Origin of the sequence: Vibrio sp. L3-7, assembly GCF_963898195.1 — a bacterium.
GTDB classification, from domain to species: Bacteria; Pseudomonadota; Gammaproteobacteria; order Enterobacterales; family Vibrionaceae; genus Vibrio; species Vibrio echinoideorum.
This window is the reverse complement of record NZ_CAWQUW010000006.1, coordinates 127,461-150,206: the sequence shown is the minus strand read 5'-3', so window position 1 is coordinate 150,206 and position 22,746 is coordinate 127,461. Positions and strand designations below refer to the sequence as shown.

Below are 22,746 nucleotides of genomic sequence, written 5' to 3'. Positions count from 1 at the left end.
TTCATAAGCATGGATAAGGATTGTGTATGCCCGCAAGTTCAATGAAAAACAAAGGGGTGGTGGGGAAAGTCCTACTGCCTTCTTTGCTCATAAATCTTCTTTCTCTCGCCGTTCCGCTAACGGTTTTACAAATTTACGATCGTATCTTACCTAACCAGAGTTATGGGACTGCCACTCTGTTATTAGCGGGTGCGACGTTGGCTGTCGCTATGGAAGCGCTAATTCGGTTTGTGCGAACTTGGCTTTTGTCTGCTGCGGCCAGTAATACCGAGAAAGCGACCTATCAAACCATGGTTGAAAGGGTGACTAATGCTTCATCAAGTCATCTTCGTCATTTAGGTGTTGGCGGTGTAGAAGAAGGACTCGGCTCTGTATCCAAAGTCAAAGATTGGTATTCCGGTGGTGTGATTGCAGGCTTTATTGATTTGCCTTTCGCATTGATCTTCTTGGGTTTGGTGGCTTACATCGGCGGTGAGCTGGTGGCGATACCTTTGGCAGTTTGGCTGATTACTCTCGGAATTGTTTGGTTATCTTCTATTCGCGTTAAAAGCCTAAGTGAAGAAGCTTCCCAAGATGAGCAGGAGCGAAAAGCGTTTTTAATTTTGCTAAGCCAAACCATTCAAGGAATCAAACGTCAGGCTGTTGAGTCTCGAATCTTCAATCAATTTAAATCCCTCAATAATGTTCGCTCTCAGTCTAAAGCGAGAGAAGAAGAACAGAACGCCTTCGCCCAAGAATGTATTCAACTTGCCGCATTAGCGACGTCAGTTTTACTCGTGATTACTGGCAGCTTATGGGTGTTGGATGGCCAGTTAACCACTGGTGGATTGGCGGCATGTTCTATCTTATCTGGCAGAGCGGTTGCGCCTTTGAGTGCTCTAGTTGGGGTTAGAATCAAGCTTAATTCAATACACAGTGCCAATCAGGCAATAGAAAAATTGAGTGACTTATCACTATCGGACTCTTCAGATTCTGAGCAAGCTGAGAACCACTTATCTGACTTTGAGACGTTGGAAATTCAGCAAGCGACCGTTGAAAGATACGGTGAACTCTCTCATCCAGATGTCACCTTGAATAAAGGTGAGTTGGTATTGTTAGAGAGTGAGGATCGCCACACCAACAGTCATTTATTGTCGTCGATTGCAGGTATTGATGATCTAAAAGCGGGGGAGTGCTTCATTAACGGAGCTGCAGTTTCAATCGCATCCGTAACCAATATTGCGGCCTACTGTGGCGTTAAAGGGCAGTTGGTGTCGGGTACTATTCTCGACAACTTGTGCGGGTTTGACCCTGAGAAAACGCAAAGCGCCAGTGACTATGCAAAGCGTTTGGGTTTAACCAAAGAGATTACTCGATTACCCGATGGACTAGAGACACAAATTGGCCATACGAGTGCTTCTTTGTTGAGTATGGGTAACGTGAAAATGCTCAATATCGCGGCTCAATTGGCAAGTGATAAACCCATAATCATGTTGGAAAGGCCGGATTCTTCACTTGATTTAGACTCCCTTGGGAATCTAGCTAAGGTGTTGGAAGAAGAAGTAACGGCAGGACGCACGATACTGATGGTGAGCTACCATTCGAAGCTTCGCGAATTGGCTAATCGAATCATTACAGTGGAAAGTCGAGCTATTACGGTCGACAGCGAGAGCAATCAGGAGGCCGTCGTATGAATCGTTTAGATATTGGTAACCCTTCAGGTACGAACAACCGTGCAGGTACGAATGGTCGACAAGAGGTGATGAATCATTTAGAAACCGAGAGCCTTTCCGTTCTTAAGCAGTTGGAAGTTAATGCTAATATCCAGTTGTTCGCACATCAATGGGTCGATGAAAATGGCATTGAATCAATCGACGATATGTTTGCCTTGTTCGACAGGCTTGCACTGCCTTATCGCTTGGTTGCCAACCTAGATGAAGTTGGTGAACATAAATTGGTCTTACTGGTACTTGGTGAACATGAGCTGGTCTCTGGTCATTTAGAATCCAAGCAATTTGTTGCCTTTAATGCCAATGACGACATTACCCAGATCCCACAGTTTTGCATCGTTATCGAAGGGCCACCATTAGAGAAGGCCTCTCCTGATTGGGTTGGCGAACGGTTACATGCGTTTCGTCCCATCATTCCTAAATTGCTGCTGGTCAGCTTTATCACTAACTTATTTGCGCTTGCTGTTCCCTTCATCACGATGTCGGTTTATGACCATGTGATTGGTGGTGATGCAGGGCATGAGTTGCAAGGTATCGCCATTGGCGCGGCGTTGTTGTTTGTGATGATGGGTTGGTTGAGAACATTACGTAGCCGAGTGTTTGCTTCAGTTTCCAACCGAGTAAGTCGTGAGATTTCTCAATCCCTCGTGCAGCGTCTGCTTCGTAATAGCTATGCTCAAAATCAGCAAACAGCTTCTTCTAGTCAGCAAAACCAAGTGATGCTGTCAGAGCGTATTTCAGGTGTGCTATCGGGGCCATTAGGAAATGCGCTGTTTGATCTGCCATTCATTCTTATTTTTGTACTTGCGATAGGTCTTTTAGGCGGATGGTTGGTTCTGGTTCCAGTCGTCTCTTTAATCCTTTATTACTTGCTAGCAAAACGCTCGATACGCTCTAGCAGCAAGCGCTCTATGCAATCGACAGTGGCAGGTACGAATCGTCAAAACATGACTAATGAGCTGTCATCCAAGCTTGCCTTTATTCGCAGTGCTGGATTCTCAGAGCACTGGATTCAACGCTTCAAAAAGGCCAATCTTCTTGCTTCAACAGTGACCTTTAATCAATCGGTTCTCCAGAGTCGGTACACCTCGATTTACTATTTCATTGGTGTGGGCTCGACACTCGCCGTGATGGGGTTAGGAATAGGACTTATTTTTGAACAAGTGATGACCCCTGGTGGTTTGATTGCTTCAATGATGTTGATATCTAAGGTGACGGGTCCTGCTCAGGTGTTGGCAAACAGTGCGATGCGTTTTAATAGCTTTAATCAATCCAAGCTGCAAGTGAACCGTATTTTGTCTCAGCCGTCTGAGCGTGAATTCAGTTACCAGCATCACCCGTTACCTGTGGTAGCGCCTAATTTGAAATTAGAGCAAGTGACACTGCGCTATCCCAAACAGAGTCGCCCGGCCTTGAATGGTGTGAGTTTTGATATTGAAGCCGGTGAAATTGTCGCGATTACCGGCCCTTCTGGGAGCGGTAAATCAACATTAATTGAAGTGCTGTCTGGCTTACAGCCTATCCAAAACGGCATGGTCGAGCTTGAAGGCGTTAACCTCGTTCAATACGATCCGCAGCTTTATCGCCACTGGTGTTTCATTCGAGCCGCATATCCTGATTTGCTTACGCTGAGTATTCGAGAGTGGCTAAACGACGGTCACAAAGTCGAAGATCAGAAAATGATCTCTGCAATTGAAATGGTGGGCGGAAAGCGTTGGTTCGAGACATTATCCGGTGGGCTCGATACTTCCATCAGCAGTATTCAGCCGGACAGCCTTTTTGACATGTTGTCTGGCAGCGTCGCTCAGATCCTCATTGACGCGAAAGCGCTGGTTTATGACTACCCCATGTTCTTAATGGATAACCCTGTGCCTGATGCTCACCCAAATGCTAAACGTATATTTGGTGAGTTTGTGCAATCGAAAAAAGGAAAAGCAACGGTGATTTACACGTCCCACGATCCGGATTTAATCAAGCTTGCCGATAAAGTGGTGGTATTAAATGAAGGTGCAGTGGTTTATGCAGGCCCATTAGAGCCGGAACAGTCTTCGAAGCAGGGACAGCCTTCAGAGCCTCAAGCTTCTCAAGAACCGCAGTTATCTGAGCAACCGTTATCTCAAGAGCTACAGCCGTCAACTCAAGAGGCTTCTGCTCAACAAAATGCAGCCCAACAAGAACAATCAGAGTCTAAGCAAGGAGTCGCTAATGACTAAACAATCTATCGAGAAGGGCAAGCGCTACGGTGAACTTGTTGAATCACAAAATACGGCTCGTACATTGGCGCTGGCCACATGGTCGGTTGCCTTATGTGTTATTGCTTTTGCCACTTGGTCTGTAGTCACTCAAGTTGATGAAATCGCCAAAGCCAAAGGTGCTGTGATTCCAGAAGGCGAGAAGCAAGTATTACAAAGCGCGATTGGCGGGAAGTTAAAGCAAATTCTCGTTAAAGAAGGGCAGTTGGTTGAGAAAGGCCAGCCGCTTGTTGAGTTTGATGCCACTTTCCAGCGTACCGCCCTTGAAGAGCTAAAGTCCCAACAAGTGACGCTTCTAGCCAGTGTGGAACGTATGAATGCGCTGCTTGAGCAACGTGAGCCTAACCTTGCTGAGTTTGAGGTCGATTACCCAGAGATCGTCAGCCAACAAAAAGCGCAGCTAAACGCGCAAAAAGCCCTCTACTTCCAAAAGCGTGTGGTGCTTGAGAAAGAGAGCGAGCAAATTGCAGAGCAGCTTCGTAGCGTAGAAAAGGCCTTGCCTAGTTATGAGAAAGAGTTAAATGCGACTAAGCAAGAGTTGAACATACTAGAAAAGGGTTATAAGTCGGGTAACATTTCACGCTTACGTGTGCTTGAAATGCGTCAAAAACTGGCCAGTATTGAGCAGAAAATTGAAGAAGCTCGTGGCAAGAAGTCGGTATTGATTAGACAAGCTGACAGTAATGACCAAAAAATTATACAGCTTCTGGCGGAGGCGAAAGCTAAAGTGAGCGATGATCGTTCTAAAGCCGTCTCTGACTTGTCAGCCCTGAACGCCAGAGTACGTTCAAGCCAAGCGAAACTGACCAACACCATGTTAGTGTCGCCGCTACAAGGTTTGGTGCAAAGCCTGCCAAGTACACAGAACGGAGGTGTTATTCAGCCGGGTGGGACAGTGGTTGAAATTGTTCCTGTTGGCGGGAAAGCCGACTTTAAAGCTCGTTTGTCACCAAGAGATATTGGTTTTGTGAGTGTAGGGCAGCCGACTCGTATCAAGATTGATGCGTTTGATTACAGCCGCTTTGGGGCGCTAAAAGGGGCGGTTGAGAGTATTTCACCGACCACAAGTCAAAGTGAACGTGGCGAGATCTATTATGAAGTCGTCGTCTCGGTGGATGTTCCTTATTTCCGTGATAATCCGGAGAGCTTTTCTATCTTGCCAGGTATGACGGGCGAGGTAGATATTACAACTGGTGAGAAGTCCGTTTTCCAGTATTTATGGAAACCGATCTACACCAATGTCAGTGTCGCATTTGGTGAAAGGTAATCGTTATATAGAGTGTTGAGAGTAAACGAATAACAACAGCAAATAATAAAAAGGGAGCACATTATGTGCTCCCTTTTTGATTGTCGTTTTTTCAAGTTTTTATGTTCTTTAGAGAGAAACAATCGGGAGCAATTAATGCTCCCGATTGTGTTTGCCTAGAGTTTAAGTGGTAAGTTACTAGCACTAGCACTAGGCACTAAGCATTAGGCACCTTACACTTGAAGTTATGAGTTAGGATCTATGTCCGGTAACCCATCTATATCGTGGTGGTGATGCTCATCATCTTGGTTATGGTTGATGTTTGCATCATGGTGTTCCAGCGCGTCTGACATATCCAAGTGCGCTTGGTCATGTGTCGTTGCATCTTGATGGTCAACTTGCGCTAGTACGATATCCATATCCGCAGGTTGATCGTGAACCGTTGTCGATGTCGCATCGGGTTTAATGCCCAATGCATCCAGGTAAGCGGCTGCACCGGTAGGTTGATGAACATGTTCACTCGCTTGTTGATGCAAACTATCGGATACAACAATACTATGATCATCAACGGTGAAAGATAAGTCTGCATTGGTATCATGGCTGAAATCAGGTTCATCATGCTGCACTGGTACAGGTGGTGGAGGCGGTGGTGCGACTACTGGCGTGACTTGAATCTGCGATGGTTGGTGATTGTGGTTATAACTGGTCACATCCACATCAGCTACATGTTGTCCATGTTGGAAGATCTCAAAATGTCCTTGATGAGCGGTATGGGGGTTTCCTGTTCCTATGGGCTGAAAACCAACGTGCCCTGATTGCGGGTCAATATGAGCTGTTCCATAGGGTGAACGGATATCCGCTCCACCATATTGGGTGAGGGCAAATCCTCCGTGAGTATCTGTGGAATGAATAGTCACTCCATTACTACCAGAGACATGCTGAGCTTGCACCACCGGAGACATAGGCACTGTACCTGTTCCTGTTCCAATAGGTGACGAGGGAACACTGGTTTGCATTTCACCATCGGCGCTTAACGCAAGAAAGTGAGAGCTATTACCAGCAGTATCGGTAAGGATTACCATAAGAGGGTCACCGGGGTGCACTTCATGGTCTACCTTACCTGCGGTCAAGTCAGTTTGTGAGATGACATGATCAACACCATTAATGTGTAGCGTATCACCAATCTTCGCGGTTGTGGGAAGATCAATAGTGCCGGTAATGGTACCGTCGGCTCCAATTTCTGATTGACTGTAGAGGTGATCTGCTCCGGACGATTCAAAGGAAACCGTAGGATTACCGGCGTGAGTATCAAGCGTAAAGAAGAGTGTACTGGGTATTGAACTATTGCCATGGCTGTCGGTTTGTCGTACCGTCACCATATTACTTCCCTCTTGAGGAGCAAAGGAGTTTGTCCAATTCTGGCCAGCATCAATAGAGTACTCAACACTAGATCCCGCTTCTTGCCCCCCAATAACAAGGGTACCATCCTGTGTAACGTGGTCCGAACTACTTGAACCCGTATCATTGGCAAGGGCAATAGTGAGTTGTGGTGTCACTGCGGCTAAGGTCACAGAAGCCGAAGTTGTCACTGAACCAGAGTGAGCATCTTGAATATCATAGGAAAGTGACACCTGGCCATTATAGTTCGCATCGGAATGAAGGGTATAGGTGCCATCGTGATTATCGGTAATCGTTCCGTGGTCAGCGGTAATTGTGCCTATTGTTAACTGCCCGGCATTGTTATGATCAATATCAGTAGCGTTTGCGAGAAGGTCTGTCGCTTGAATGATGACATCTGTATCCTCGGTTCCTGCAGTAAGCGTAACAGAGGATGAAACAACAGGGGCATCATTGGTTCCCTCGATTTCTATAACGATATCGTGAGCTGTTCCATCAGCACTGTGAACTGTTATCCTATCCGTTACATGCTCACCTTCTGACAACGACTGCAGTTGCGCATTATCAGTGGTATACCCCCACGTGCCATCGGCATCAATATTCAATTTTCCGTATGTACCTGTAAGGGCTGTTCTATTAAATCCATGATACTGAAAATGATCTTCACCAGTGTCAGGATCAGAAACTGTAAGCTTACCCGAAACAACAATTGCATCTTGTAAATTAGTATTAGTATCCTCTACGATACTAGCTTTATCTTGACCGGCAATCACAGCTCCATCATCGGTTCCATGAACAACGATAGTCAAATCTTGCGTACTATGTGCACCCTGTTCATCTGTCACGGTGATTGGAACTGTTAATGTCTGATCTTGACCTGCTCCAAGCGCCTGATACGATGCGTGGGAAGGATCAAAGGAGTAACTACCATCTTGGTTGAAAGTTAAGCCATCAACGGAGCTAGGCGCTGAAAAAGTAAGTTTCGCACCGTGATCTACATCAGTAGCAGCCATCTGTCCATGAAGAGCTGAACCATCTTCTGTCACCGCTTGAGTTTGAGCTGAAAGTGTTGGAGTATCGTTAGTGCCGTGAACAGTAATCGTTATTTGATGCGTGGTACCATCTACTGAGCGAACCTCATAGATAACATCTTTTGTCTCTCCTGCTCCCAGTGCTTGTAATGCAGGATTCGCATTATCAACACTATAGCCCCAAGAACCGACACTAGATATTCTCAGTGTACCAGAAAAGGGATCAGATATAGGGGTCTCACCAAATTGACTGTATTGAAAGTGATTTTCACCGGCGTCGGGGTCGACAACCCTCATAGTTCCAGAGACACTGAGAGAATTACTTGATGAAACATGTATATCTTCTGTAATAGCTCCCGTATCAGTTCCGGTAAATGTAGCACTATCACTAGTGGCCGCTAAATTAATATTAGCACCCGTCGCCGTTGAGCCACCATGACCATCAACCACATTATATGTAAGTGCTACCTGTCCATTATAATTGGCGTCGGGATGGAGCGTATAGGTCCCATCGTTATTATCTGTAATCGTTCCGTGGTCAGCGGTAATTGTGCCTATTGTTAACTGCCCGGCATCGTTATGATCAATATCGGTAGTGTTTGCGAGAAGGTCTGTCGCTTGAATGGTGACATCTGTATCCTCGGTTCCTGCAGTAAGCGTAACAGAGGATGAAACAACAGGGGCATCATTGGTTCCCTTAATGGTAATTTCAATATCATGAGCGGTTCCATCTTCACTGTGTACCGTAAAATGCTCTACACGAGTTTCATTCGCTCCTAAGGATTGTGCTTGAGCATTATCTGCAGTAAAGGCCCAATGCCCCCCCTTAGAGATTAAGAGCCCTCCCCAGCTAGGAGTTCCATCTGATTGAGTATGAATCACACCTAACTGAAAGCTGTTGTCTTGATTGTCTACATCTTGGCTTGTCAAGATGCCTTGAGTGACCATTTTTCCTTGTGGATTCGTCACATCTTCCGTAACACTTCCTGAATCTGGACCTGAAATAATAGCAGCATCATTAGTACCAGTAATGATGGTCGTAACTTCAGCATGGGTTACGTTACCCGCAGCATCGGTAATCTCATACTGAGCGTGATCGTCATGAGTTTGGCCTTGAGCAAGATCTTGCACTTTGCTGTTATCAAGCTCATAGGTATAAGAGCCATCAGTTTGAAAGTGATAGGTTCCATAGGTACCCGCAACATCAGTTGACGTTACAGTTGTTCCAGAAGCATCATTGGTAAGGACATTACCTGAGGTTGCTGTGGCATTTTGATCTTCCGTGGCTGTATTATGATCATCAGTGGCTGAAATTTGCGTGTCCAGCACATAGGTTACTGTGGTAGAGGGTGACACATTGCCCGCAAAATCCGTTTGTCGCACCGACACGGTATTGCTACCTTGTTGTGGCGTAAAGCTTGATGCCCATGTTTTCCCATTATCGATTGAGTACTCAATAGTTGCACCGGTTTCTTGTCCATTGATGGTGAGTAGCCCATCGTTCGTGATCAGATCGTTAGCTACACCCGTATCATGCGCCAGTGAGATTGTTAATGGGGCTGCACTTAAGTCAGCAGTTGGCGCTATTGCCTGTGCCAATGTTGATGCATTGCCATTAGCGTCGGTAATGCTAGCGCTGATTTGTGCTCCCGGTGCTATTTCTACTAGCACATGTTTTGCTAATATTTCTGCATCGGTTATCACATGCGCTTGGCCATTAATAAACAACGTATCACTTTTGTCAGCATCAGCGGGTATGTTAATCATTGCGGTGATTGTGCCCGCGCCACCAACGGCTACTTCTGCAGCGTTATATTGGTTATCACTGCCGGTACTTTCAAAACTAATACTCGGGGCATCGGCTTTTGTATCAACGCTAAAGCGATCAAACTTGCTAGGGGTTTGATTACCGGCTTTATCCGTTGCTTGAATATAAGCGGTATACGTTTGGTCAGGCAAGTTAGTCGCGTCAACACTATAACCGCCTTTTCCATCCAAGGTGGCGTGTAGAGTTTCCACTATTTGGTTGCCATGCTTGATGACAATATCAACTTGAGCGGTATCAATATCGACACTGCCCGCAAAAGTCGTTTGGTGTGTGGTGGATGTCGATAAATACACATTGGATATCGTCGGTGCAGTGTAATCGACTTGCAGCGCCAGCGTAGCTGATTGCTGGTTACCAGCAGTGTCCGTTGCTTCAACGGTTAAGGTATGATCCCCTTCCGCTAAATTGCTGGTGGTTAATTGATACAGCCCGCTTGCGTTCGTTGTTCCTGATGCAACGACGTTACCGTGTTCATCGGTAATACTTATCGCAGCATTTGCTTCTGCAAGACCTGTAATAACAGGCGTATGTTGATTGGTTAAGTCATCATGGTTAGAAATACCAGAATCAGAGGTTGCTGCTAAATCAACAGAAGGTGCAACGGTGTCTGTATCGACATTTACACTTAACACCCCCGATACAGCGGGTAACACAGATGAAGGCGCCAACGCTTTTGCTGATAAATTATGTAAACCGTCTGTCAGGGTTGTCAGGTCAGTGTTGTAATCGCCATTAGCATCAGATATTGCATGCCCAACCGGCGTCGAACCTTCGTAAATCGTCACCTGTGAAAATGGAATATCGGTCGTACCCGTTACCATAGGTGTATTATCGTTAGTAATATGATCAGTACTAGAAGTGCCACTATCGCTACTTGTCGCTAATGTGAGGTTTACATTATTAACCGGTGGCGTCGTGGATATTTGTTGAGGTTGGGTGGCGGTGACGACCGGAACGTTAGCTATTTGTGTAGTAATCGTTGGGACTCCACCTGTGATTGCTGGCGAAGATACGGTTGCCGTGACATCAAAGCTAACAAACTGATGAGACTCTCCACCATGGCCATCAGACACTCGTACTTCAAACACTTCTTTAGCGCTATAAGTGCCCGTTGTTGAGTCAAAGTTCATGCCCGTGACAGAAGCTGCTTGCTGATAGCTAAATGCCCCTGTTGTTGAATCAACCTGTAGTTGACCAAACTGCCCGTGAGGTTGCAAGGTGTCGTACTGCATCTGATCACCAGTATCAATATCACTGCCGTGTAATTGCCCCGCACTATGACCTGATAATTGTACGCTTAACGTTGGTGCGTCATTGGTGCCGACCACCGTGACTGCAATTGCCTGTTCTGTGCCATCGATACTATGCACTGTAAACGTTTCGGTTAGGGTTGCACCACTGCCAAGATGTTGAACAGAAGCGTTATCAATACGATAGACCCAACGTCCATCGGCGCCAATCATCAGCTGTCCTTGTGCGGTAGAACCATCGGCCAGTTGATGGATATTTTCAGCACTAAAACTATTATCAGGATTATCAACATCAGTGCTTTGCAGTGTTCCCTGAGTGAGTAAGTTGCCGGAATGAACGTTTAAATCTTCAGTCACAGCGCCTGAATCTTGTCCTGTAATGACTGCGTTATCTTGAACTGCGCTTAATGTGGTCGTTGCGCCAGTATGCGTAACACCGCCATGTGCATCTTTTACGTCATAGCTGAAATGTACTTGGCCGTTATAATCTTTCTCAGGGCTGAAGCTAAAGGTGCCGTCATTATTGTCAATAATGACGCCGTGATCAGCGACTAAATTTGCAATACTTAATTGGCCAATATCATTGTGGTCAACATCAGTTGCGTTGGCGAGTAACTCAACAGTGCTCAATTGCATGCTAGTGTCTTCAATGCCCAAAGCTATGCGTACTTCGGCGGAAACAACTGGCACATCATTGGTGCCATGTACCGTTACGGTAATATCTTGATGTGCGCTGCCGTCGATAGACTCAACAGAAAATGTTTTTTGGTAAGATTCGCCTTGGCCCAAATGCTGAACTTTTGCGTTGTCGATAGTGTAAGCCCAGTTACCGCGAGGGTTGATGTAAAAATTCCCTCCTTCTGGTGTCGCTATATTTTGTGCAATAAAACCTGCTTGATCATGGTCGGGATCGATCACATGTAAATTTCCGCCACTCCATATTTGATTAGGAGTGCTTACTGAAGTGCGATCTTCAAAGGCATGTTCAGTGAAACTTGAGCCGGGGGCAACTTCAATTCTTGCTTGGTTATCTTCTCCAATCACTTTAACCATTATTGTCAGCTTCTGACCGTCACTGGTTTCAACTTCATAGGGGATCTGCATCGATTCGCCAGTTCGCAAACTAGCAATGCGATCATCCGCATAGCGATTGTTGGCTCCTTGTAAACTAAATTGATAAGAACCGTCTGGAAAAACATCAAAATAACCTGGAGAAAAACCTTGACCCAAATATTTACCACTATGGAGAAATTGTGTGTTATCGCCACTATCTGGGTCGATAAGCTGAAGTGTTCCTCTGAATGTATTATGTTGGCTATCAATCGCTTGTGTTTCAGTCATCTGAATGATGTTGGAAGCGAGGGTGGCTTTATCGTCCGTACCGACCATGGTGATGGTTGCTACAGCCGCAGTTTGTCCACCATGGTTATCATCTACCATGTAATGCACAACAATATCAGAATTTTGACCTGCACTAAGGTGTTGGAAAGTAGGGTTGTGACTATCTATAACGAGGGTATGGCCATCACTTGCAAAACTGACCCCTTTTGGTAATGGACCTGTTTTTCCTTCAAAACTAACTTGCACTTGGCTTATTGACAGTGAGTCACCGTCAACGTCGGTAGCACCACTTAATAAATTAACCGCATGATGTGTATCGGTATCTTCTGTAATGCTATCAATAACTGGTTGTGTATCTGGGTTGTCATTCACTGCTGACAGTGTGGTAGTTGCACCTGTATGTGTTACGCCACCATGGGCGTCTTTAACATCATAACTAAAATGAACAGCACCGTTATAGTCTTTCTCTGGTGTGAAAGTGAATGATCCGTCGGCATTTTTTGTCACTAAACCATGATTGGCTATCACTGAATCGACATGCATTTGGTTTACATCATTGTCATCTACATCAGTCGAGTTGGCTAATAATTGAGCCTGAGTGAAAATAATATCGGTGTCTTCAGTACCTGTTTGTAATACCACTTCAGATGAAACTTCGGGTGCATCATTGGTACCTGTTACTTTAATAATGATATCTTGTGCTATGCCGTCGGTCGTATAAACACGATGAGTAACCAATACCTCCTGATTAGCCCCTAAATGCTGAAGCTTGGCGTTATCTACGTCATAGACCCAATTACCTGAAGCACTTATGTGCAAAGATCCGCCAAAGGGATCACTTACGGTGGTGGAACGAGTATATTGGAAGCCTTGTTGCCCTGCGTCAGGGTCGGTAACAAGCAGATGGCCTGTTACTTCAATATGATTTTGAGAATAAATATTATGATCTTCGAAAACATCGCCAGTGACGTCTCCGCTGACTATTGCCGCATCATTAACAGCCGATAGTGTGGTGGTTGCACCGGTATGTGTTACGCCACTATGAGCATCTTTAACATCATAATCAAAGTGAACAGCACCGTTGTAGTCTTTTTCAGGTGTGAAAGTGAATGTGCCGTCTTTGTTATCTAAGAGTGATCCATGGTCGGAAACTAAGTTTTCAATAGTAAGTTTACCGGCATCATTAGCGTCCACATCAACCGTATTCGTTAGTAAATCGGAAGTGGTTAACGTTTGTGCTGTATCTTCTTTTCCTGAATTAAGCTGTACTTCAGACGAACAATATGGGCGGTCATTACTACCATGAATGGTAATAACTATGTCATGGGTGGTGCCATCTTTAGAATGAATTGTGATAGTGTCGGTAAGGCTTTGTCCCTCGCCAAGTTTATCAATGGCAGTACCGCGAGTGGTTGGTCGGCCGCCGATGTGGCTAACATGACCTAGATCGGCATGATAATTCCAACTTCCATCTTTGTTGAGAATGAGATCGCCATAGCTACCATGATAGTTATATCCGCTTGAACTTTGCCCGCCAAATTCAGATTCGTCTTTATCAGGGTCAAATATTGTTAGTTGACCCGAAGCATATAATACTTTTTGCCTTAGGGTTGCCATGCCTGCATGAGCCTGGTCGGGCGACATATTGATGCCTGCTGAATTTTCAGTAATATCGCCAGTATCAACACCGCCGATGATAGCTTTGTCATCGGTACCATTAATAGTTACTGATACTTGTTGTGAAGTCCCATCAACAGAGTGAACTAATACAGTATCGGTAACGGATTCACCTGTTTTTAACCCTTGAATCATCGGCTGTGAGTTATCAGCGGTATACGTCCAATGACCTTGGTGATTAATGGATAAAGTACCAAATTGACCTTGCAACGATTCGCCTTGAAATTGTGCCTGACCATTATCAACGTCGGTAACCGTTAGTGAACCATCTACGCGAAGCAATCCTGCATGAATGTCTTTATCCTCGGTGATACTCGCTGTTGAAGTACCTGCTATAACGGCTTTGTCATCAGTGCCATTTATAGTAATAGAAATCTGATGAGGCGTACCATCTGCAGAATTAACGGTAATAATATCAGTGGTATTTGAACCTTGTCCTAATGCTTGCACTGTCGGATTAGTATTGTCTAAATCGTAAGTCCAACTTCCTGAATCGGTAAGATGTAAAGTACCCAATGTGCCCACAATATCGGTATTGGAGAAATGTTGCTCGCCCGTATCGATATCAGTAACCGTCAATTTACCGGATGTTTGAAGGGCTGATTCTTCAGTCACTTGGCCTGTGTTTGTTCCTGCAATAATCGCTTTATCATTGGTGCCGTTAACTGTAATCGAGACTTGATGTGGCGTACCATCTGCAGAGTGAACTGTGACATTATCAGTTGCTGTTGCGCCTTTACCTAATGCTTGCACGGTTGGATTGGTATTGTCTAAATCGTAAGTCCAATCGCCTTTATCGGTTAGGTGCAAAGTTCCTAAAGTACCCACGATATCTGTATTTGAAAAGTGTTGCTCGCCAGTATCTACGTCCGTGACCGTCAACTTGCCTGATGTTTGAAGATTTGATTCTTCTGTTACTTGTCCAGCGCTTGTCCCACCAATAACGGCTTTATCATTAGTACCGTTGATGGTGACCGTCACCGTCGAAGGCGTGCCATCTGTTGAGGTAACATTAAACGTTTCAGTGACTTTATCGCCGACATTTAAACTGTTAAAGGCGCTGTTCGCGGTAAACGTCCAATGGCCGTTTACATCAATGTTAAAGTCACCATTGGTGCCTGAGATTGTGCTTAGCGTAAACGCATTATCAGTATTATCGACATCGGTACTAGTGAGTGTGCCCGAGGTTGAAATAGCCGCATCGGTTTCATCAACTGCAACGCTTGCAGAGCTCACCGTTGCACTGTCATTAGTCCCGTTAATGGTGACCGTTACCGTCGATGGCGTACCATCTGTTGAGGTAACATTAAATGTTTCAGTGACTTTATCGCCGACATTTAAACTGTTAAAGGCGCTGTTCGCGGTAAACGTCCAATGGCCGTTTGCATCAATGTTAAAGTCACCATTGGTGCCTGAGATTGTGCTTAGCGTAAACGCATTATCAGTATTATCGACATCGGTACTAGTCAGCGTACCCGAGGTTGAAATAGCCGTATCGGTTTCATCTACCGCAACAGTAGCTGAACTCACCGTTGCACTGTCATTAGTGCCATTGATGGTCACTTTGACGGTTGATTGCGTGCCGTCTACTGACGATACAGTGAAGGTCTCTTCGACTTTATCGCCGACATTTAAACTGTTAAACGCACTGTTCGCGGTAAACGTCCAATGACCGTTTGCATCAATGTTAAAGTCGCCGTTAGCGCCTGCAACACTACTTGGCGTAAACGCATTATCGGTATTATCCACATCGGTACTAGTGAGCGTACCCGAGGTTGAAATAGCCGTATCGGTTTCATCTACCGCAACAGTAGCTGAACTCACCGTTGCACTGTCATTAGTGCCATTGATGGTCACTTTGACGGTTGATTGCGTGCCGTCTACTGACGATACAGTGAAGGTCTCTTCGACTTTATCGCCGACATTTAAACTGTTAAACGCACTGTTCGCGGTAAACGTCCAATGACCGTTTGCATCAATGTTAAAGTCGCCGTTAGCGCCTGCAACACTATTTGGCGTAAACGCATTATCGGTATTATCCACATCGGTACTAGTGAGCGTGCCCGAGGTTGAAATAGCCGTATCGGTTTCATCTACTGCAACAGTAGCTGAGCTCACCGTTGCAGCATCATTGGTGCCATTAATCGTGACTTTTATGGTCGAGGGTGTGCCATCAACGGACGACACCGTGAAGGTTTCTTCGACCTTATCGCCGACGTTTAATTGGTTAAACGCACTGTTCGCGGTGAACGCCCAATGACCATTAGCATCAATAGTCAGGTCACCGTTGGTGCCTGAAATAGAATCCGGCGTAAACGCATTGTCTGGATTATCGACGTCGATACTGGTTAGGGTGCCTGAGGTTGTTACTGCTTTGTCAGTCTCATCGATGGCGACGGTCGCACTGCTGACAGTAGCGGTGTCGTTAGTACCGTTAATCGTCACCTTGATATTGGACGGTGTGCCATCAACAGAGGACACTGTGAAAGTCTCTTCGACCTTATCGCCGACGTTTAATTGGTTAAACGCGCTGTTTGCTGTGAATGTCCAATGACCATTAGTGTCAATAGTCAGGTTACCGTTGGTGCCTGCAATGGAATCCGGTGTAAATGCATTATCTGGATTATCAACATCGGTACTGGTTAGCGTGCCTGATGTGGTTGCCGCTTTGTCAGTCTCGTCCACACTTACCGTTGCGGTACTGACTGTCGCTTTATCATTGGTGCCATTAATCGTCACTTTGATGGTGGACGGTGTGCCATCAATAGACGATACAGTGAAGGTCTCTTCGACTTTATCGCCGACGTTCAATTGATTAAACACACTGTTGGCGGTGAACACCCAATGCCCATTAGCATCAATAGTCAGGTCGCCATTTGTGCCTCTAATGGAATCCGGTGTAAATGCATTATCTGGATTATCCACGTCAGTACTGGTCAACGTTCCTGATGTCGTTACCGCTTTATCAGTCTCATCCACACTGACTGTTGCGGTACTGACTGTCGCTGCATCGTTAGTGCCATTAATCGTGACCTTGACCGTCGAAGGGGTGCCATCGATGGACGATACCGTAAAGGTCTCTTCGACCTTATCGCCGACGTTTAATTGATTAAATGCGCTGTTGGCAGTGAAGCTCCAGTGACCATTGGCATCAATGGTTAAGCTGCCGTGGGTTCCTGTGAGCGAAACCGGAGTGAATGTGTTGTCAGGGTTATCCACGTCAGTACTGGTCAACGTTCCTGATGTCGTTACCGCTTTATCAGTCTCATCCACACTGACTGTTGCGGTACTGACTGTCGCTGCATCGTTAGTGCCATTAATCGTGACCTTGATCGTCGAAGGGGTGCCATCGATGGACGACACCGTGAAGATCTCTTCGACCTTATCGCCGACGTTCAATTGATTAAACGCGCTGTCGGCAGTGAATGTCCAATGACCATTAGCGTCAATAGTCAGGTTGCCGTTGGTGCCAGTAATCGAATCTGGTGTGAACGCATTGTCTGGGTTGTCTACATCGGTACTGGTCAACGTTCCTGATGTCGTTACTGCTTTGTCAGTCTCATCGATGGCAACGGTCGCACTGCTGACAGAAGCGGCATCGTTAGTGCCATTAATCGTGACTTTGATCGTTGACGCTGTGCCATCAATAGACGAGACAGTGAAGGTCTCTTCGACTTTATCGCCGACGTTCAATTGATTAAACGCGCTGTTGGCGGTGAAGACCCAATGACCATTAGTATCAATAGTCAGGTCACCGTTGGTGCCTGAAATAGAATCCGGCGTGAACGCATTGTCTGGATTATCGACATCGGTGCTGGTCAAGGTTCCTGATGTCGTGACTGCTTTGTCGGTTTCATCGATGGCGACGGTCGCACTGCTGATAGTAGCGTCGTCGTTAGTGCCGTTAATCGTCACCTTGATGGTCGACGGTGTGCCATCAACAGACGACACAGTGAATGTTTCTTCTACTTTATCGCCAACGTTTAGTTGATTAAACACGCTGTTGGCGGTGAAGGTCCATTGGCCATTAGCACCAATGGTGAGGTTGCCGTTGGTGCCAGTAATCGAATCCGGTGTGAATGCGTTATCTGGGTTATCGACGTCGATACTGGTCAATGTTCCTGATGTCGTTACCGCTTTGTCGGTTTCATCGATGGCAACGGTCGCACTGCTGACAGTAGCGGCGTCGTTAGTGCCGTTAATCGTGACCTTGATGGTCGAGGGTGTGCCATCAATCGACGATACAGTGAAGGTTTCTTCGACTTTATCGCCGACGTTTAATTGATTAAATGCGCTGTTGGCGGTGAATGTCCAATGACCATTAGCATCAATAGTCAGGTCACCGTTGGTGCCTGAAATAGAATCCGGCGTAAATGCATTATCTGGATTATCCACGTCAGTACTTGTCAACGTTCCTGATGTCGTTACCGCTTTGTCGGTCTCATCGATAGCAACGGTCGCACTGCTGACAGTAGCGGTGTCGTTAGTACCGTTAATCGTGACTTTTATGGTGGAAGGTGTGCCATCAATAGACGAGACAGTGAAGGTCTCTTCGACTTTATCGCCGACGTTCAATTGATTAAACGCGCTGTTGGCGGTGAAGGTCCATTGGCCATTAGCATCAATAGTCAGGTCACCATTAGCTCCAACAATCGAATCCGGAGTAAACGTATTGTCTGGGTTGTCTACATCGGTACTGGTCAATGTTCCTGATGTCGTTACTGCTTTGTCAGTCTCATCGATGGCGACGGTCGCACTGCTGACAGTAGCGGCGTCATTAGTGCCGTTAATCGTCACCTTGATGGTCGACGGTGTGCCATCAACAGACGACACAGTGAATGTTTCTTCTACTTTATCGCCAACGTTTAGTTGATTAAACGCGCTGTTGGCGGTGAAGGTCCATTGGCCATTAGCATCAATAGTCAGGTCGCCGTTAGATCCAGTAATCGAGTCGGGTGTGAAGGTATTGTCTGGGTTATCCACGTCAGTACTGGTTAGCGTACCTGATGTCGTTACTGCTTTGTCGGTTTCATCGATGGCGACGGTCGCACTGCTGACAGTAGCGGTGTCGTTAGTACCGTTAATCGTTACCTTGATGGTCGACGGTGTGCCATCAACAGACGACACCGTAAAGGTTTCTTCGACTTTGTCGCCAACGTTCAGTTGATTAAACGCGCTGTTGGCGGTGAATACCCAGTGGCCATTGGCATCAATGGCGAGATCACCATTAGATCCAATAATGGATTCTGGCGTAAATGCGTTATCTGGATTATCAACATCGATACTGGTCAATGTTCCTGAAGTAGTGACCGCTTTGTCGGTTTCATCGATGGCGACGGTCGCACTGCTAACAGTGGCTTTGTCGTTAGTGCCATTAATCGTCACCTTGATGGTTGATGGTGTGCCATCAACAGACGATACCGTAAAGGTCTCTTCAACTTTATCGCCGACGTTTAATTGATTAAATGCGCTGTTGGCGGTGAATGTCCAATGACCATTAGTGTCAATAGTCAGGTTACCGTTGGTGCCTCTAATGGAATCCGGTGTAAATGCATTATCTGGATTATCCACGTCAGTACTGGTCAACGTTCCTGATGTCGTTACCGCTTTATCAGTCTCATCCACACTGACTGTTGCGGTACTGACTGTCGCTGCATCGTTAGTGCCATTAATCGTGACCTTGACCGTCGAAGGGGTGCCATCGATGGACGATACCGTAAAGGTCTCTTCGACCTTATCGCCGACGTTTAATTGATTAAATGCGCTGTTGGCAGTGAAGCTCCAGTGACCATTGGCATCAATAATAAGGTCGCCATTGGTGCCTGAAATAGAATCCGGTGTGAAAGTGTTATCTGGATTATCCACGTCAGTACTGGTTAGCGTACCTGAGGTAGTGACCGCTTTGTTAGTTTCATCGATAGCAACGGTTACACTGCTGACAGTAGCGGCGTCATTGGTGCCATTAATCGTCACTTTGATGGTCGACGATGTACCATCAACGGAAGAGACGGTAAAGGTTTCTTCGACCTTATCGCCGACATTTAATTGATTAAATGCGCTGTTGGCGGTGAAGCTCCAGTGACCATTGGCATCAATAGTCAGGTCACCGTTGGTGCCTGAAATAGAATCTGGCGTGAAGGTATTGTCTGGATTATCAACATCGGTACTGGTCAACGTGCCTGAGGTAGTTACTGCTTTGTCGGTTTCATCAATGGCGACGGTCGCACTGCTGACAGTAGCTTTATCATTGGTGCCATTTACTGTGATAGTCACTTGGTGCGGTGTACCGTCAGCAGAACTAATTGTAATGGTGTCGGTAGCGGTTGCTCCTTTACCTAATGCTTGAACGGCAGGGTTTTTATTATCAAGATCGTACGTCCAAGAACCCGAATCGGTTAGATGTAGCGTACCAAACGAGCCTACGATATCGGTATTAGAGAAATGCGCTTCGCCAGTATCTACATCCGTTACCGCAAGTGTGCCCGAGGTCTGAAGTTGGGACTCTTCGGTTACCACGCCGGCACTGGTTCCGCTTATCACGGCTTTATCATTGGTGCCGTTAACGGTAATAGTGATTTGATGAGGAGTGCCGTCGGCGGAATGGATGGTTATGATATCTGTTGTCGAAGAACCTTGACCAAGAGCCTGAACTTGTGGATTTTTATTATCTAGATCGTAGGTCCAATCGCCATTGTCTTTAAGGTGTAAAGTACCCAGTGTCCCCTTGAGGTCGGAATTAGAAAAATGCGCCTCTTTTGAGTCGATATCGGTGATGTTGAGTTGGCCTGAAACCGTTAGATCTTTATCTTCAGTAACTTGGCTTGAGCCATTACTTGTCCCGATAGCGAAAAACGAACTTGGTGAATTTGCTGTACTACTCGTGATTACCGCATGGTCGTTGGTGCCATTAATCGTAACCGTAACTTGATGTGCTGTGCCATCGGCAGAGTGAACAGTGACGATGTCTGTCGCAGTCGAACCTTGGCCAAGTCCCTGAACTACTGGGTTATTGTTGTCTAAATTGTATGTCCACGCACCGTCTTTGGTGATGCTTAGCGTACCGAAATTACTAGTTACTTGTGATGCCTGAAAATGATCTTCTCCAAGATCTGAATCTGTTACCGAAAGCTGCCCTTGAACTTGTGTCGTTAAATCTTCAGTTAACGTGCCAGTATCCACACCTGTGATAACGGCGTTGTCGTCGTTCCCACCAATCGTCATATCGATGGTTTGCGGTGTGCCGTCTTTGGTGTGAATAGTGAAGCTTTCGTGCAATGAAGTGGCTGCGGTTAAAGCTTGAACATTAGAGAGCGAGTTATCAACTTGATACTGCCAATGTCCATCAGCATCGATAGTTAATGAACCATATTTACCTGAGATAACTTCCGGTGTAACCGAACTTTCATTTTGGTCAGGGTCTATGACATCGATTTTGCCGTTGGCATGTAACAAGCCTTGTGAATCAATATTGTGATCTTCTGTTACGACACCTGTTAAGTCTCCAGAAATACTTGGTGTGTCTTGCTTACCTGTTACTGGTATCTGGACAATGATGCTCGAGCCATTAGATAGATGTAATGCAAAATGGTCAGTACCTGGTTGGTGCTGATTTAACAGGATGTATTGAGGAGAATTTGGATTCAATACGAATGTGTATTGACCATTTGCATCAACATGAAGCTCTCCGTACGTACCTTTTATGACTTCTGGCATAAAGGTGACGGGTAAAGCGGGCGTCGTAGGCGCATTCGAATGAGTCGGCTGACCGTTACTCCCTGAGGAGATAGTCGGCATCGATACCGAAGGAATGTAATGGACTTGCGGGTGAGAAAGCGTCGATAAATGATGAGAAGGAACCAAGTGAGAGCTCGAACCATGGGCGGCATGACTTGCACTTAAGGTTGAGTTTACGTCGCTGTCACTCGTCTGAGCTTCTTGATGAACAACCGCTGATGAGTCCGCCTTACTATGGTCATCGGTGACATCTTTTTCGGTCCCGTTATTTGCGGTTACTTGATCTGCAGCGTCGCTGGAATTGTCTATACTTTCTGCTGCAGCGTGTTTAGCCAATGATGGCAAAATCATCATGAGTGACTGAAAAAGTGGGATATTCACTTTTAGATGTGAATGCAGTCTGCGCTTCTTTTTTTGTGTTGGTTTCTTTTGTTTTAGCTCGTTACTTTTCTTATTTTTGATTTCTGTATTTTTCTTGTTTGCTTCGACGTTTTTTTTGTTAGCCATTTTTCTCATCCGTGAATCGTGGTTGCACTGTCTTAAGTAAAATACACAGATAGAGGTTTCGCTAGCTAATTGGATAATTTTTAAAGAAAAAACTGCAAAGTCGAAGAATTATCTCATTTTGATGAAAGAGAGGATGAATACTTTTTCAACGGTCAGGTAAATATCGGCACAATGGGATTGACCTTACCCTAAGGGGAACGTTTATAGTTGCGTTGTAAATTCAAAGGTAAGCTATGACAAACACATTCCGAAAAACTTGGATTATTGTTTTCAGCATCATTGCGATGTTGATGTCTAGCTATGCCTCAAGCTCCTCAGCCTTGATGACTGAAGTAATGATGATGGAAATGGGGTCGAGCAAGTCGGCTTGTTACCACAGCGATACTTCGGTTAATGATTCAATGGCAGGGTGTCATGTGATGAGTGAAGAAGTACACGCTGAAGACTCTAACATGAGTGCCCATTCTTTGATGGCTCAATTCGATATGTCTTCAATGAGCGAAGACGGCAGTCCGATGATGGGTAACCATTGTTCGAGTGCCGATTGCTGTGCCTCAATGTGTTCTGCAAGTCCCTATCCAATTCAGGCTGTTCAAGCCGTTGATCAACTTTCCTTTTCATTAGCTCGTTTTCAATCGGTCACGATTGGCCAGAAAGTCGCACGTGCACAATCTTTGCTACGCCCACCTTCCGCATAAATCTATATCTAAAAATACAGCTATATCAGTTAGATAAATCTGATAAGCCATTCTTTTTTATGCGCTAATTAGCGC

At 45.7% G+C, this 22,746-nt stretch carries 5 protein-coding genes; 4 read left to right on the top strand and 1 reads right to left on the bottom strand.

The window, feature by feature from the left end:
* Positions 1–26 precede the first annotated feature (26 nt).
* From AACW75_RS06780 to AACW75_RS06770, 3 genes are read left to right on the top strand one after another with little or no spacing between them, the layout of a single operon-like run.
* On the top strand, positions 27–1,673 hold the full coding sequence (locus AACW75_RS06780) for an ABC transporter transmembrane domain-containing protein (RefSeq protein ID WP_145570691.1): 1,647 nt from the start codon (positions 27–29) through the stop codon (positions 1,671–1,673).
* Positions 1,670–3,922 carry an ABC transporter transmembrane domain-containing protein gene (locus AACW75_RS06775; RefSeq protein ID WP_145570693.1) on the top strand — a complete coding sequence of 751 codons (2,253 nt, stop codon included), beginning with the start codon at positions 1,670–1,672 and terminating at the stop codon, positions 3,920–3,922. Before AACW75_RS06780 ends, AACW75_RS06775 begins: the two co-directional genes overlap by 4 nt.
* Positions 3,915–5,228: an HlyD family type I secretion periplasmic adaptor subunit gene (locus AACW75_RS06770; protein WP_048614198.1), complete on the top strand. Its 1,314-nt coding sequence runs from the start codon at positions 3,915–3,917 to the stop codon at positions 5,226–5,228. The genes AACW75_RS06775 and AACW75_RS06770 overlap by 8 nt, the downstream gene beginning before the upstream one ends.
* Before the next feature lie 224 nt (positions 5,229–5,452).
* Here AACW75_RS06770 and AACW75_RS06765 read toward each other — a convergent pair whose 3' ends face one another.
* Positions 5,453–21,973: a VCBS domain-containing protein gene (locus AACW75_RS06765; RefSeq protein ID WP_145570695.1), complete on the bottom strand. Its 16,521-nt coding sequence runs from the start codon at positions 21,971–21,973 to the stop codon at positions 5,453–5,455.
* A 233-nt stretch (positions 21,974–22,206) separates the two neighbouring features.
* Between AACW75_RS06765 and AACW75_RS06760 the strand changes: the two genes are divergently transcribed.
* Positions 22,207–22,671, top strand: a complete 465-nt coding sequence (locus AACW75_RS06760) for a hypothetical protein (protein ID WP_145570697.1) — start codon at positions 22,207–22,209, stop codon at positions 22,669–22,671.
* The last annotated feature ends 75 nt before the right edge of the window (positions 22,672–22,746 follow it).

Coding starts and splice junctions, on each gene's coding strand:
- AACW75_RS06780 (WP_145570691.1), top strand. CDS start 27: ATGCCCGCAAGTTCAATGAAAAACAAAGGGGTGGTGGGGAAAGTCCTA.
- AACW75_RS06765 (WP_145570695.1), bottom strand. CDS start 21,973: ATGGCTAACAAAAAAAACGTCGAAGCAAACAAGAAAAATACAGAAATC.
- AACW75_RS06770 (WP_048614198.1), top strand. CDS start 3,915: ATGACTAAACAATCTATCGAGAAGGGCAAGCGCTACGGTGAACTTGTT.
- AACW75_RS06775 (WP_145570693.1), top strand. CDS start 1,670: ATGAATCGTTTAGATATTGGTAACCCTTCAGGTACGAACAACCGTGCA.
- AACW75_RS06760 (WP_145570697.1), top strand. CDS start 22,207: ATGACAAACACATTCCGAAAAACTTGGATTATTGTTTTCAGCATCATT.